13 protein-coding genes are annotated in these 14,082 nt (G+C 65.0%); 3 read left to right on the plus strand and 10 right to left on the minus strand.

The window, feature by feature from the left end:
* Positions 1-4 precede the first annotated feature (4 nt).
* Positions 5-3,148 (minus strand): excinuclease ABC subunit UvrB, encoded by a 3,144-nt coding sequence (gene uvrB / locus EJ073_RS29430; RefSeq protein ID WP_126058708.1) that lies wholly within the window; start codon positions 3,146-3,148, stop codon positions 5-7.
* A 110-nt stretch (positions 3,149-3,258) separates the two neighbouring features.
* Entirely contained in the window at positions 3,259-4,509 is a 1,251-nt protein-coding gene (locus EJ073_RS29435; protein ID WP_126058709.1) for a hypothetical protein, read from the minus strand.
* A gap of 110 nt (positions 4,510-4,619) precedes the next feature.
* Between EJ073_RS29435 and EJ073_RS29440 the strand changes: the two genes are divergently transcribed.
* Entirely contained in the window at positions 4,620-5,663 is a 1,044-nt protein-coding gene (locus tag EJ073_RS29440) for a CapA family protein (RefSeq protein WP_126058710.1), read from the plus strand.
* Between the two features lie 64 nt (positions 5,664-5,727).
* Complete coding sequence (locus tag EJ073_RS29445; RefSeq protein WP_126058711.1) at positions 5,728-6,699, plus strand: DUF3137 domain-containing protein; 972 nt, start codon at positions 5,728-5,730, stop codon at positions 6,697-6,699.
* A 3-nt stretch (positions 6,700-6,702) separates the two neighbouring features.
* Here EJ073_RS29445 and EJ073_RS29450 read toward each other — a convergent pair whose 3' ends face one another.
* The 5 genes from EJ073_RS29450 to EJ073_RS31800 form a co-directional block, all read right to left on the minus strand.
* Entirely contained in the window at positions 6,703-7,185 is a 483-nt protein-coding gene (locus EJ073_RS29450; protein ID WP_126058712.1) for a DUF2314 domain-containing protein, read from the minus strand.
* Positions 7,186-7,238: 53 nt separating this feature from the next.
* Positions 7,239-7,496, minus strand: coding sequence for a SemiSWEET transporter (locus EJ073_RS29455; protein WP_126058713.1), 258 nt, complete (start codon positions 7,494-7,496; stop codon positions 7,239-7,241).
* A gap of 123 nt (positions 7,497-7,619) precedes the next feature.
* The gene (locus EJ073_RS29460) at positions 7,620-8,132 is read right to left on the minus strand and encodes a hypothetical protein (protein ID WP_126058714.1); all 513 of its coding nucleotides are present in this window, start codon (positions 8,130-8,132) and stop codon (positions 7,620-7,622) included.
* A 426-nt stretch (positions 8,133-8,558) separates the two neighbouring features.
* Positions 8,559-8,723, minus strand: a complete 165-nt coding sequence (locus tag EJ073_RS31795) for a hypothetical protein (protein WP_189347796.1) — start codon at positions 8,721-8,723, stop codon at positions 8,559-8,561.
* A 232-nt stretch (positions 8,724-8,955) separates the two neighbouring features.
* Positions 8,956-9,117, minus strand: a complete 162-nt coding sequence (locus tag EJ073_RS31800) for a hypothetical protein (protein WP_189347798.1) — start codon at positions 9,115-9,117, stop codon at positions 8,956-8,958.
* A 150-nt stretch (positions 9,118-9,267) separates the two neighbouring features.
* Between EJ073_RS31800 and EJ073_RS29465 the strand changes: the two genes are divergently transcribed.
* Positions 9,268-10,206 carry a diacylglycerol kinase family protein gene (locus tag EJ073_RS29465; protein WP_126058715.1) on the plus strand — a complete coding sequence of 313 codons (939 nt, stop codon included), beginning with the start codon at positions 9,268-9,270 and terminating at the stop codon, positions 10,204-10,206.
* Between the two features lie 92 nt (positions 10,207-10,298).
* On the opposite strand, the gene EJ073_RS29470 is transcribed toward EJ073_RS29465, so the two are convergent.
* Genes EJ073_RS29470 through EJ073_RS29480 form a run of 3 tightly spaced genes read right to left on the minus strand, consistent with a single transcriptional unit; the run spans position 10,299 to position 14,043 of the window.
* Entirely contained in the window at positions 10,299-11,222 is a 924-nt protein-coding gene (locus EJ073_RS29470) for an NAD(P)-dependent oxidoreductase (protein ID WP_126058716.1), read from the minus strand.
* Complete coding sequence (locus tag EJ073_RS29475) at positions 11,219-12,430, minus strand: mandelate racemase/muconate lactonizing enzyme family protein (protein WP_126058717.1); 1,212 nt, start codon at positions 12,428-12,430, stop codon at positions 11,219-11,221. Before EJ073_RS29475 ends, EJ073_RS29470 begins: the two co-directional genes overlap by 4 nt.
* Positions 12,427-14,043 (minus strand): GMC family oxidoreductase N-terminal domain-containing protein, encoded by a 1,617-nt coding sequence (locus EJ073_RS29480; RefSeq protein ID WP_126058718.1) that lies wholly within the window; start codon positions 14,041-14,043, stop codon positions 12,427-12,429. Before EJ073_RS29480 ends, EJ073_RS29475 begins: the two co-directional genes overlap by 4 nt.
* Positions 14,044-14,082 lie beyond the last annotated feature (39 nt).

The following is a 14,082-nucleotide window of genomic DNA, read 5'->3' on the forward strand; positions in this document are numbered from 1 at the left end:
CGGCCTACCGTCCCGGCCGCCCAGTCTTGCTCGGTCTCCGATTCTGGCGGCGCTCGTCGCCCGGATCTTCGTAGGAGCCGATGCCGGCGCGCTGGCGAACGATTGGTTTAGGGGAATCGTCGCGTTCCTTCGCGCCCCCCTCTGTCCTGCCGGACATCTCCTCCACATGGGGGGAGATTGGCTTTGGTTTCGCCGGCACTTTTCCTTCGACGGGCTTTTCGGTCCGCCGCACTGTCATCTCGTCGAGCGAGTTCTTCTTGAACAGAGGTTTGGTGGGCTCGCCGGGGATGCCGAAATCGGAGCCATGCGCTTCCTGCGCCGACTGCTTCTTGAACAGCGAGCGAGACACCGCGCCGGCCGGTGTCGGCATGTCGGTGCCGGGACCCATGTCGTCGATCGACGGCTTGGCGAAGAGCGGCTTCTTCACCGGTACGGCGCCGTCGGCGCCCATCTCGTCGAGATGCGGCTTGCGGAACATGTTGGGGCGGGCAGCCTTGGCCGCCTCTTCGGCGGCACGTGTTTCGTCGAGCCTGCGGAAACGTTCCTGTTCCTCCGCGGTACGATGTTTCGCCACGCCCTTGTTGTGCTTGCCCTTTTCGCGGCCCGAGGCCGGGCTCTGGCTTTCCACCTCGCGCGCCAGAGGATCGTCGGAGATGGCAAGCTCCATCTCGCGCAGCCGCTTGATCTCGTCGCGGACGCGAGCGGCCTTCTCGAAATCGAGATTGGCGGCGGCGTCGCGCATCTGCTTGTCGAGCGCCTCGAGATGGGTTTTCAGGTTGTTGCCCATCATCGCACCGGCATCGTCGGTGAACTGCGAGATGTCAGCGCGGACGTGGTCCTTCTCGTAGACGGAGTCGAGGATGTCGGCGATGCGCGACTTGACCGATTCCGGCGTGATGCCGTTGGCCGCGTTCCACTCCATCTGCTTCTCGCGGCGACGGTTGGTCTCGGCCATCGCCCGCTCCATCGAGCCGGTGATCTGGTCGGCGTAGAGGATGACCTTGCCGTCGACGTTGCGGGCGGCGCGGCCGATGGTCTGGATCAGCGAGGTTTCCGAACGGAGGAACCCTTCCTTGTCGGCATCGAGGATGGCGACGAAGCCGCATTCGGGAATGTCGAGACCCTCGCGCAGAAGGTTGATGCCAACCAGCACGTCGAAGGCCCCGAGGCGCAGGTCGCGCAGGATCTCGATGCGCTCCAGCGTGTCGATGTCGGAATGCATGTAGCGGACGCGAATGCCGTTCTCGTGCAGATATTCGGTCAAGTCCTCTGCCATGCGCTTGGTGAGCACGGTGACCAGCGTGCGGTAGCCGGCCTTGGTCGTCTCGCGGATCTCGCCGACGACGTCGTCGACCTGACTCTTGGCCGGGCGCACCTCGACCGGCGGGTCGATCAGGCCGGTCGGTCGGATGACCTGCTCGGCGAAGACGCCGCCGGATTGCTCGAGCTCCCAGCCGCCGGGCGTTGCCGAAACGGCGACGGAAAGGGGACGCATGGCGTCCCATTCCTCGAAGCGCAGCGGTCGGTTATCCATGCAGGACGGCAGGCGGAAGCCGTACTCCGCCAGCGTCGCCTTGCGGCGGAAGTCGCCGCGATACATGCCGCCGATCTGCGGCACGGTGACGTGGCTTTCGTCGATGAAGATCAGCGCATTGTCGGGCACATATTCGAACAGCGTCGGCGGTGGATCGCCCGGCTGGCGGCCGGTCAGATAGCGCGAATAGTTCTCTATGCCGGCGCAGGAGCCGGTCGCCTCCAGCATCTCCAGGTCGAAGCGGGTGCGCTGTTCCAGGCGCTGCGCCTCCAGCAGACGGCCAGCCTTTTCAAGCTCTTGCAGGCGATGCTTGAGCTCTTCCTTGATCGACTTGATGGCCTGATTCAAGGTCGGGCGCGGCGTCACATAGTGCGAGTTGGCGTAGATCTTGACGCTTTTCAGCTCGCCGGTCTTCTGGCCGGTGAGCGGGTCGAATTCGGTGATCTGCTCGATCTCGTCGCCGAACATGGAGATGCGCCAGGCGCGATCTTCCAAGTGAGCCGGGAAGATCTCGATGGTGTCACCGCGCACGCGAAAAGAGCCGCGGACGAAGTTGATGTCCTGGCGCTTGTACTGCTGGGCGACGAGATCGGCGAGCAAGGCGCGCTGGTCGAGCCGGTCGCCGATCTGCATCTGGAAGGTCATCGCCGTGTAGGTCTCGACCGAGCCGATACCGTAGATACAGGAGACCGAAGCGACGATGATGACGTCGTCGCGTTCCAAGAGCGAGCGCGTCGCCGAGTGGCGCATGCGGTCGATCTGCTCGTTGATCGAGGATTCCTTCTCGATATAGGTGTCGGTCCGGGGCACATAGGCCTCGGGCTGGTAGTAGTCGTAGTAGGAGACGAAATACTCGACGGCGTTTTCGGGGAAGAACTTCTTGAACTCGGCGTAGAGCTGGGCGGCCAACGTCTTGTTGGGCGCCAGGATCAGGGCAGGGCGCTGCGTCTCCTCGATCACCTTGGCCATGGTGAAGGTCTTGCCCGAACCGGTAACGCCGAGCAGCACCTGGGTGCGGTCGTTCTGGTCGACGCCTTCGACGAGGTCCTTGATGGCCGTCGGCTGGTCGCCGGCCGGCTCGAAATCCGACACCATCTTGATGGCGATGCCGCCTTCCGACTTTTCCGGCCGGGTAGGGCGGTGCGGCGTCCACAGCACGCCGTCCTTGTGCAGCGGATTGCCGGACTCGATCAGCGCCGATAGCGCGGCCACCGTGGCGGTGACGCCGCCGGACGAAATCGACTCGGCATCCTCCAGGCTGATGTCTAGGCCGGCGACCGGGTTGAGCCCCGCGGCCGTACGCTCCTTGGCCGACGCCGCGCCGCCCATCGAGGTGCCGCGCGCCGTGCGCCCGGGCGCGGACGAGCGTTCAGGGATCTTCTTGGGTGCTTTCGCCTTCGGCTGCTTTTCCGCCTCGCGCTCGATCTGCCCGGCCCAATCGGAAATCGAGCCGGTCAGCGGCGTGCCAGTAAAGTCGGCCTGCGGCGCTTCGGCAAAGCCGCCGGGCTCGAGCGACTCGGCGGCGTCGAGGAATTCGGTCAGCGGGCGCCGCTTCGGCGCGCCACGGTCGTCCAGCGCCGGTGGCGGCGTCTTCTTGTCGGGGTGTTTGGCCATGGCCCGAATATGGGAGGACTCGCCCGAAATGGAAAGAGCGGAGTGACTGGGCACGCACCCGCCACCGATGCTGCTGACAGAAGGCTGTCAGGAGCGATGGCGGGCCGCCCTCAATTGAACCATAGCGCGAAGGTCAGGAATCCGGCGCCGCCGAACTCGCGCTGGATCTGGTCGAAGTCGTCGCTGGTCAGGATTCTGCCGCTCTCGAAATAGGGCGCAATCGCCGGGCCGGTGATCGACAGCACCAGATCGAACGTCTTCGGCTCGTCGAAGAAGCGCTTCATGTTGATGCCCTTGCCGGTGATGCGGAAATGCGGCAGCAGCACGCGGCCCTCGAGCAGGTCCTCGGCCATATCGAGCGTGGCGAGCCAGGCCGTGACCTGTTCCTCGCCGACTTCGAGGCCGGTGAGCGGGTTCGGGCCCATCTGCTTTGGACCGGGCAGCCATTCGCGGTCGTTGTCGGTCTCGGCGCGGATCGCCTTCCAGTCCTCGCGCGACAGCCGGATCATCTCCAGCAGATGGCGGCGCGCGGCCTGTCGGCGTTCCGGCTCGACCACCGGCCAGTTGACCAGATGCACCAGCGAGATGAAGTCGGCGAAGCGCCATTCGGAAGCGAAGATCGAGCCGCTCATGCCGCCGTCCGGCGGCACGAGCACGTCCTGCAGCGGCAGTTTGGCGCGCGGGAACAGCATGTGGAACGAGCCGTCGAACATGGTCTTGAAATCATGCGCCAGCCAGAAGTCGGCCTGCGCCATCAGGAACTCGGCATAGCCTTGCAGCCAGTAACCGTCGGCGTGGTCGAAGCGGAAGGTCAGCGCCGGCGCCGGCCCGTCCGGCGCGCCGCCGCGCGACAGCGCGGCCATGATCGCGGCGGCGCTCTCGTCCGGGGCGATGTTGCCGTCCTCGTTGAGATCGATGCCGAGACGGGTGAGGTCGATGGCCATGCCGATATCGGCTTCGGCCGGCACGGAACCCAGCATGGCGGCGGATTTCTGCAGCCGGTCGCGGAAGGCGACCAGTATGGCCCTGAACTCCTCGTAGGTGAGCGGCTCGGGATTGGGATTGTCCGGCACCGGCAGCCGCATCAAGGGCAGCATGAAGGATTGCGGGCTTTCGAAACCGTGGCGATGCAGGCCGCCGCCCAGGATCTCCAGGGCGGTGAAGAATTCGCCGGCGCCGGCCGCGTAGGCCGATGCTGGATCGCCGGGCGCGGCTGTCTCCAGCGCGGCCAGCGCGCTGTCGCGGTCGGCGACGGTTCTGGCCTCGAACAGGGCTGCGGGATCCGGGGCAGCGGCGCCAGGAGAGACAAGCGGCAGGAGCAAAAACAGGGCTGATGCGGCAAGGCCCGACAATCGCTTCATGGTGGATCCTCCCGTCCGGTCCGGCGACAATACACGGATTTGCGGCGCTGCGCCTGCTGCTTCCTCCTGCCGGGCAGACGGTTTACACAGGGCAAACGAATGGGCATTGCGTGTCGAACTATCCGCTCACCTACAAATTGTCCTGGCTGCCCCGTTTCCTGCGGCCATCGCTTGGCGGCGATGCGCGGGGTTTTGCGCCACAGGCCGCGACCCTGATCGAGCCGCCGGCGCGGAAGGTGAGGCTGGCCTTCATCGGCGACATCTCGGCTGTCGCCAATCGCAGGGCACCGGAGTGCGATCCGGCCATCGCTGCACTGCTCGCTTCCGCCGACATGGTGGTCGGCAATTGCGAAAGCCCCGTCGTCGAGCGGCCGCGCGCGGTCGTGGGCACAAGGCTCGGCACGCATCATGCGATGACGGAGCGTTTTCTTGCCGACGCCCTGGCGGCGGTCGGCATTGCGCGCGAAAAACTCGTCCTGTCGTTGGCCAACAACCATATGCTCGACCAGGGCGTTACGGGTTTCGAGGAGACCGTTCGGGCGATGGAGCGGCTTGGCATCCGCACGATCGGCACGGCCGCGAAGGGGCCGGTCGAGCGGTTCGCGGCGGGACCGTTGACCATAGGCCTGTTCGCCTTCACGCAGTGGCGCAATGCCGATGCGGGGGTGTTCGCGAGCCGCGTGTCGATGCAAAGCGATCTTGGGCCGCGCGATGCGGCCAGGGGCGTCGATCTCATCTGCGCAGTGCCGCATTGGGGTTGGGAGTTCCGGCACTTTCCAAGACCGGAGACGCGGTTGCTGGCCAGACAACTGGCCGGGCAGGGCGTCGGGCTGATCGCCGGGCATCATGCCCATGTCGTGCAGCCGGTGGAGCGGATCGGCAAGACGCTTGTCGCCTACGGGCTCGGCGATTTTCTCGGCACGGCCTTTTCCCGCCAGCCATGGCCGGGCCGCATCGGCTCCATCCTCGTCGTCGACGTCGGCGTCGACCTCGGCATGCGCGGCGCCGTGGCGGCCTACCGGCAGCATCCCTTCATGCGGCAGCGCGTCGGCGACCATGAGCGGCTGGTCCCCGTGGAGGCGCTCGGGAGCGGGATTCGCGGCAAGGTCGAGAGCCGGCTGAAGGCGATTTTCGGCACCCCGGCCGAGGTCTGACGACTTTTGCGCAAAAGCCGCTATCATGGCCGCACGATGCACAGTCTCTGCGGCGGGGGTGGCGATGGAAGCGGCGGATTTCATGCCGAGCGAGGCGGTGATCGCCGGCATCAGGAAAGACATCGAGGCCTATGAGGCGAAACGGGCTTCAACCTACCGGCAGGTCCGCTGGCGGGTGCCGCTGTTCGTCGGCCTGGTGCTGTTGTTCGTGGCGCTTGTCGCCTGGCTGTTCAACGCGGCCGCCGACCCCAACGAGCAATGGTTCTCGACGCCGCACGTCTTCCTCTATGTCGGCGGCTTCGGGGCGGCGGTGCTGCTTTATTTCCAGGCGGTGAGACCGGCGACCAGGCTGCAGCAATCGTTCCGCGATACGGTTCTGCCGATGATCTTCGGCTTCGTCCGCGATGTGCGCTACCAGCATGGCGTGCGGCCGAATTCCTTCGACCGGCTGCCGCGGGAGACGATCGGGGCGTTCAACCGGCAGAGCTTCGACGACATCATATCTGGCCGCTACGAGGATTTTCCCTTCGAACTCTACGAGGCGAAGCTGACGGAGGGCTCCGGCAAGAGCCAGCAGACGGTCTTCAAGGGCGTCATCGTCGCCTTCGAGACCATCGAGCCGTTCCCCGGCATGTTGGTTGCGGCGCGCAAGGCCGGCAAGGTGGTCGGCTTCTTCCGCGGCATTTTCTCCAGCAAGCTGCAGGAACTGGCCTGCGGCGTGCCGGAACTCGACGCCAGCTACGAGTTCCGCACCGACAATGTCGAGGCGGCGAGGCCGCTGGTCACCGGACGCCTGGCAAGCGCGCTGACCTGGCTCGGCGAGACATGGCCATATGACCAGGCCCGCATCGCGCTCAACGGCAGTGACGGCTTCCTGCTCATGCCGCGCAGCAAGAATTTTTTCGAGCTGCCGGACATCTCCGTGCTGATCGACTACCAGACCCATATCGCGCCGATGATCGCAGATCTCGGCGCCATGCTGGCGACGGCGGCGCTGGTGCGCAAGATCGGTGCCGCGGACGACGCGGCGGGTTAGCTCTCAGCAGTCGAAGCCGTAATTGCTGCGCAAATCATCCGCATCCTGCTCGGACATCTTCTTCAGCATCACGCAGACGGTGTAGCTGCCGACCTGATGGCCGTCTCTGATGTAACCCCAGTCGGAAATGTCGTCGCGGGAGAATTCGATATACTGGCCGTAGACGACATTTTGGACGATCTCGGGCTCGTTGGCCAAAATGCCGGCAAAGCCCGAGGCGGTGCGCTTGAAGGGGATGACCCAGAAATGCTCCGTCGCATCGCCATCGACGATCATCACCTTCAGTTTGAATTTGTCGGTCCCCGGCGGCGGCGCCTCGGACAAGGCCAGGAAGTCATCCAGGCTGGCTCGCGCCTGTTCTATCGCCGTCGTCATCTCCGGATCGTCCGACCGCACCATGACGGTCTTGTCGTCGCCTTGGGCGTGAACATGCACGGGCGCAAGCGCCAGCATCAGGGACAGCACCGCGCGGGCTAAGAACTTCATGCAACGACCCCTCCACCCGGAAGGCGGGATCATCGTGCATCAGGTGCTGATTTTCAACCGAAGCGCAGCTTCATGCCGAGGATGGCGATCACGAACAGGAAGGTGACGCCATTGGCGAGGATGACCGGCCAGGAGCCGATCAGCAGGCCGTAAAGCGTCCACAGGAAGACGCCGGTGGCGATGGAGCCGGTGGCGAACAGCGAGATGTCGCCGGCGCGGCGCTCGCGCGCCACCTTGGCGACCTGCGGAATCCAGCCAAGCGTGGTGATGAGCGCGGCAAACGCGCCGATGATTTCAATTGCGGGATGCAAGGGCGGGGACTTTCGAACAGGCGCCTGATGTGCGGTGCGTCCTATGCCAGATCGATCGGGCCCTGGGAAGCGGGCAGCGCGGCTGGACCAATCAAACAAAAGCGGGTCGCCCCGCTTTGTTGCTTAAAGTCCGCTCGGCACGATCCCGGCCAGCCAGTCCGCCGACCGTTTCGCCATGCCGACCGTCGCGGACGCGGCGCGGCTGAGATCGGTCTTGACCACGGCGTAGCCGGCCTTGGTGCGGTAGAGCACCGCGCTGCCGCCATTGACCGCCGCTTCATAGGCGACCGGCTTCGCGGCTTCGGTTTCCGCCACCGTGGCCGGCGAGCCGACGGGGACGCTGGGCCGGTGGCTGAGCTCGGGCGGCAGCGGATCGACCGTGGCCTGCCTGGGCGTCAGGTCAGGCTTCGAGGCTATCGCGGCGAGCTCGGAGGAAGACGCCGAACCCTTGGCGCGGCAGATGCCTGAAACCAGCGGATAGTTGAAGTTGCGCTCGTGCAGCATCTGGCTTTTCATCGCCGCTTCGCAATCGGCGATCGTCGCCCACTTGGCCGGCGTTTCGCCGATATACTCGCAAAGCTTGGCGTCGCAGTCGCAGCCGACGATGGTCATGGCGACAAGGGCGGTCTTGATCACGGTCTTGTCCTCGGATTCGTTCCCAAATGACCAGTCGCCGGGGAACAAGGCGGGATTTGGCCACGATTATGATTTGTGCGTGACGGAATGTTTCCGAGGCTCCGGCTGTGACTGAAAAGCCTCAACCGTCGTAGACGTGCTTGAGCCTGGCGCCGGCCTTGATCAGCGCCGGCAGCGCCGTATGCAGCTTGCGCACGGCGACGGTCAGGCCGGTCCGGCGTGTGTCCGGGTCGGCCGGGAGCGGATAGCGTTAGCCGATTCCGGCGCCCGTTGCAGCCATGCGTGTGGGGTGAAAGCCACGTGGGCAAGTCCATGGCCGACGAAAGACGCCCACGGTTGGACGGCAAGGCGACCGGAGACGGGAGGCCGCGAAGAAGAGAGAGCCCAAAAACAGTCGGCGCTGGGATTTCTCCCAGCGCCTCCCTGTCAGATCAGGACACGGTCGCGGCAGCAACTCCCGAAAGATGTCGCGCCAAGCCGGCCTTGATTTTGACGGTCCTGCCAGTCGCCACCCGAGGGCAGCGCCCGTTCCAGACCACGCCGGTCACCACCCTTGCGGGCTTCGCCCAGCGTGCCATCGAAGGTTTTCACCGGCCTTCATGGCAGCATCGGTCCGCCGTCGGCGTTCGCACGCTTTCCGCGGCCCCGCCGGCATCCGTCCCTCCAACAGGCAAGCCTGCTCTCGTTCCGGACCGTGCGGGCCTCAGGAAATCCGCCTTTCCGCTTTGCCTTTCGGCTGGGCGATCGGTAGCCGCCTGAGATGGGTTTAACGTACGCCGGGTAAGGGCTTTGGGGAACCGCCACCAGCCTGTGGATAGCGGGATTATCGGGGACCAAGCCAGGCGGCGCAGGATTTTTTCGGGCAGCCGACGAAAGAGGCGCGAAACGCGGCGGCGATCTGCGATGATCCGGTATTGGCGGACATTCGGCGCTTGCCCCGCAAGGCGGCGCGGGCTTCAATACCGGCAAAGGATTCCAGGCGCAAGCGCTCCTGACATTCCTAGATCCGGATGACGTTTCGTTGAATCGCCGTCCTGATCCAATTCTTTGTTGGAGCATGATCTTTCCGAAAACCGGTTCCCACTTTTTGCTACGCTGACCTATCGGTTCGGGATCATGCTCTTGGGGAGGTTGCTTGAAGGTCGGGGTGGTTCTCAATCCGATTGCCGGTGGCGGCCGGCTGAAGCGGCACTGGCCGGAGGTCAGCGCTTCGCTGAAGGAGCATTTTGGTGGCTATGAGCTGCGCGAGACGCAGGCCGAAGGCGATGCCGAAAGGCTGGCGCTCGACCTCGCCGCCAGCGGCTTCGACCTGGTCATCGCAGCGGGCGGCGATGGAACGGCCAGCGAAACGGCGGACGGGCTGCTGCAGGCATTCGACGAAACCGGCCGGGTATGCGAGCTCGGCCTCTTGCCCTGCGGCACCGGCATCGACTTTGCCCGCGGGCTCGGCCTGCCGCGCGACATCGATGCCACGCTGAAGCACATCGCCGAAGCCAAGCCGCGCAAGATCGATGCCGGGCGCATCTGTTACATCGACGATCATGGCGCGCTGGCCAGCCGCCATTTTATCAACATTGCCAGCCTTGGGCTTTCAGGGGCGACCGACCGCGCGGTCAATGCCGACAAGCGCAAGGGCAAGGTCTCTGCCAAGGCGCTGTTCTTCTGGCGCACCGTGGTGGAGTTCATGCGCTACCGCTTCCAGGACGTCAGGATCACTGTCGATGACGGCCGGCCGGTCGAAGCGCGGATGGCGCTGGTGGCGGTGGCCAACGGAAAGTTCTTCGGCGGCGGCATGATGATCGCGCCCGACGCGGAACTCGGCGACGGCGCCTTCGACATCGTAATCCTGCGTGCGGCGAGCAAGCTGAGGCTGATCTGGGACATCCGGCTGCTCTATGGCGGACGGCACCGCAACCATCCGGCGATCACCATCCTGCGCGGCAAGAAAGTGGTTGTCGAACCGCTCGGCGATGTGGAAAAGAACGGCGCGCTGGTCGACATAGATGGTGAGTCGCCGGGCCGGATACCGGCGACGTTCGAGATCCTGCCCGAAGCGCTGACGCTCAGATACTGAATCAAGACGTTGAGAAACTGATTCAGGCGGTTGCCGGCCTTGTTCTGGCGAGCCGCCCAAATCGCTGAAATCGCTTGTAAAGTTTAGCCGCCTCAGATTTCAAGCTTGGACGGGAATCCGGGCGCGCGCAGATCGGTGCCGACTGCCTCCTCGAGCAGCTTGACGATCTGCGTCGACCAGGCGCCACCGCCATAGGCTTCCTTGCCTTGCTCGAAGATCGCGTTGACGCGGGCGGCGAGATCAAGCGGCACGCCGAAATCCTTGCCCATACGAAGCGCGAAGCCGAGGTCCTTCAGCGCCAGGTCCATGGTGAAGCCAATATCGTAGGATCCGTTGAGCACCAGCTGGCTTTCGGTCTCGTGGACGAAGCTGTTGCCGGAGGAGGCGACGATGGCGTGGTAGGCCTGGGCGAGGTCCAGCCCGCCCTGCTTGGCCAGCATCAGCGCCTCGCCGGCGGCGACAAGATGGATGAAAGCCAGCATGTTGGTGATGACCTTGATCACTGCCGCCGAGCCGATCGGACCCATCAGGAAGGATTTTGCGCACATCGCCTCGATGGCCGGCCGGTGCCGCTCGTAAAGCACGGCATCACCACCGACCAAGGCCGTGATCCTGCCTGCCGCCGCCAGATGCACGCCGCCGGTGACCGGACATTCGAGCGTCTCGATGCCCCTGGCTGAGGCCAGTGCCGCGAGCCGCACAATCTCGTCGCGGCCGTTGGTCGACATCTCGATCCAGGTGCCGTCCTTCGGCAGACCTTCGAGCAATCCGCCGGGACCGGCGAGCACTGTCTCGCTGACCTTGGGCGAGGGCAGGCAGGTGACGGCATTGCCGGCGCGGGCGGCGGCCTCGGCCGGGCTGCTCGCGGCATTGGCGCCGAGCCCAACCAGACGCTCGACGGTTGCCGGGTCGCGGTCGAAGACGGTGACGGCAAAGCCGTCGCGGACCAGGCTGGCGGCGAGGTGGCCGCCAAGATGGCCAAGGCCGATGAAGGCGTAAGCGGGCCGCGCGGTCACGGCATCAACGGCGTCTGCATCATCTGCAGATGCAGTTCCTTGCCGCTGTAGGGATGCGCGTCGCAGACCGCCTCATTGAGCTCGACGCCGAGGCCGGGCTCCTTCGACGGGATGACGTTGCCATCCTGCCACTCGATCTTCTTCTTCAGCAACGTGGCGTGAAAACCGTCCCATTGCTTCAGCGATTCCAGGATCAGGAAGTTCGACAGCGTCACGGCCAACTGGATGTTGGCGGCGCCGACGATCGGCCCGCAATAACAGTGCGGCGCGACCTGGATGTGGTAGGCCTCGGCCATGGCGGCGATCTTCTTGGTTTCCAGTATGCCGCCGGAGCGGCCAAGGTCCGGCTGCAAGATGGTCGCGGCGCGGTTCTCGATGACGCGAGCGAACTCGAACTTGGTCGTCAGCCGCTCGCCGGTGGCAATCGGGATCGACGTACCGCGCGCCACCTGCGCCATCACCTCGGGCATGTCGGGCGGCACCGGCTCCTCGAACCATAGCGGGTCATAGGGCTCGATGGCGCGGGCAAGCCGCAGCGCGCCCGAAGCGGTGAATTGGCCATGTGTGCCGAACAGGATGTCCGCCCTGTTTCCGACGGCCTCGCGGATCGCCTTCACCATACGGGCAGAGAGGTCGATGTCGATTAGGCGCGGCTGGTGGCCGTCGAAGGCGGTGTAGGGGCCGGCCGGGTCGAGCTTGACGGCGTTGAAGCCCTGCTCGACATATTCGAGCGCGCAGGCGGCGGCCATCTCCGGGTCGTTGTAGACATTCTTGCCGCGCGCGTCCTCGGAATGGACGCTGCCAGTGTGCGGGTAGAGGTAGGTGTAGGAGCGCAGCGTCTCGTGCACCTGGCCGCCGAGCAATTTGTAGACCGGCTTGTCGGCTTCCTTGCCGATGATATCCCAGCAGGCCATTTCGAGCGCCGAGAAGCAGCCCATGCCGGAAACGTCCGGGCGCTGGGTGAAGCCGGAGGAATAGATGCGGCGGAAGAGATTCTCGATGTCGTGCGGGTCGCGGCCGATGAGGTAACGCTCGGCCATGTCTTCGATCATCCTTGCGGTGACGTGGCCGGAGAAGGTGGCATTGTAGGCCTCGCCATAGCCGACCACGTCGCCATCGGTGGTGAGCTTGACGAAGATGAAATACTTGCCGCCGATGCCGGGCGGCGGGTTGCCGACAACCCAGGTCTTGACGTCGGTGATCTTCATTTCTGATCCTCCAAAACCAGTTCGGCGCCTTTCCATCCGGTGAGGATCGAGGCGGCGTTGGTGTTGCCGGTGATGTTGTCGGGAAAGATCGAAGCATCGATGACGCGCAGGCCGGCAATCCCGTGCACCATGAGGCGCGGATCGACGACGGCGCGCGAGGCGTCAGGTCCCATGCGGCAGGTTGAGACCGGATGGTAGACGGTGCCCGAGCGCTTCCTGAAATCCTCAATCAAGTCGGCGTCCGACGTGATCGACGGGCCGGGCAAAACCTCCTCCTCGATGATCTCGGCCATCGCCGGCATCGCGGCGATCTTACGCACGAACTTCACCGCCGCCAGCATCTCGTCGACATCGGCGTTGGTCGAATAGGCATGCGGCGTGATCCGGGGATAGTCGCGCGGGTTCTTGGAGCGGATCATGATCTCGCCGCGGCTCGACGGGCGGCAGTTGGAAAGGCCGATCGAGAAGCCGGGCCACGGGTCGGGGGTCAGGATCGGGCGCTCACCGCTCTTCGGAATGACGGTGGAGAAGGCCTGGAAATAGAGCTGCATGTTCGGCCGCGCCAGGGTCGGGTCGGTGCGGAAGAAACCGCCGGCATTGTTCATCGACAGCGACAGCGGCCCGGACCGGAACAGGATGTACTGCATGCCGACCATGAGCTTGCCCCACCAGGGGCGCAGGATCTGGTTCAGCGTCGGCAGCCTGCCCTTGAACGTGTAGTTGATGCCGACATGGTCCTGCAGGTTCGCGCCGACATTCTCGTTGGCGTGGATGAGCGGAATGCCGAGGTCTCCGAGCAGCGCCGACGGGCCGACACCGGAGAGCTGCAGCAGCTGCGGCGAGTTGATGGAGCCGCCGGACAGGATGACCTCACGGCCAGCGTGCGCGGTCCTGGTCTCGCCGTTCTGCTGATATTCGACACCGACGGCGCGCTTGCCCTCGAACACGATTTTCGTCGCCAGCGCGTTTGTCTCGACGCGGATATTTTTTCTCCGCATCGCCGGGCGCAGGAAGGCGCGGGCGGTCGACATGCGGCGGCCGTCCTTGGTGGTGATCTGATAGATGCCGACGCCTTCCTGGGAGGCGCCGTTGAAGTCCGGATTGAACGGCAGGCCGGCCTGTTGGGCGGCCGCCAGGTAGCGCTTCGTCAGCGGATGCACCGCGTCCGAGCAATCGGTGATGCGCAACGGGCCGCCGACACCGCGCCACTGGTTGGCGCCGGCTTCATTGTCCTCCAGCGCCTTGAAGGCGGGGAGCAGGTCGTCGTAGCTCCAACCTGGATTGCCGGCGGCTGCCCAGGCGTCGAAATCCTCGCGCGCCCCCCTGATATACACCATGGCGTTGATCGAGCTCGACCCGCCGAGCAGCTTGCCGCGCGGCCAGTGGTCGGCGTTTCCGCCAAGGCCAGGATCGGGCTCCGCTTTATAGTTCCAGTTGACGGCCGGGTCGAAGAAGGTCTTGCCGTAGCCGAGCGGCATCTGGACGTAGAAGCGGCGGTCGGTGCCGCCGGCCTCCAGCACCAGGACCGAGAAACGGCCCGATGCCGACAGTCTTTCGGCAAGCACCGAACCGGCCGAGCCGGAGCCGACGATGATGAAATCATAGGTCTGCATGACTGGTCGGTGCGGCTCCGGAAATCTGGCCGCAGCCTA

The sequence above is a fragment of the Mesorhizobium sp. M4B.F.Ca.ET.058.02.1.1 genome (assembly GCF_003952505.1).
Lineage (GTDB): Bacteria > Pseudomonadota > Alphaproteobacteria > Rhizobiales > Rhizobiaceae > Mesorhizobium.

What these genes read in the sequence shown, in the direction of transcription:
- uvrB (WP_126058708.1), bottom strand. Translation starts at nt 3,148, where the DNA reads ATGGCCAAACACCCCGACAAGAAGACGCCGCCACCGGCGCTGGACGAC.
- EJ073_RS29435 (WP_126058709.1), bottom strand. Translation starts at nt 4,509, where the DNA reads ATGAAGCGATTGTCGGGCCTTGCCGCATCAGCCCTGTTTTTGCTCCTG.
- EJ073_RS29445 (WP_126058711.1), top strand. Translation starts at nt 5,728, where the DNA reads ATGGAAGCGGCGGATTTCATGCCGAGCGAGGCGGTGATCGCCGGCATC.
- EJ073_RS29450 (WP_126058712.1), bottom strand. Translation starts at nt 7,185, where the DNA reads ATGAAGTTCTTAGCCCGCGCGGTGCTGTCCCTGATGCTGGCGCTTGCG.
- EJ073_RS29475 (WP_126058717.1), bottom strand. Translation starts at nt 12,430, where the DNA reads ATGAAGATCACCGACGTCAAGACCTGGGTTGTCGGCAACCCGCCGCCC.
- EJ073_RS29480 (WP_126058718.1), bottom strand. Translation starts at nt 14,043, where the DNA reads ATGCAGACCTATGATTTCATCATCGTCGGCTCCGGCTCGGCCGGTTCG.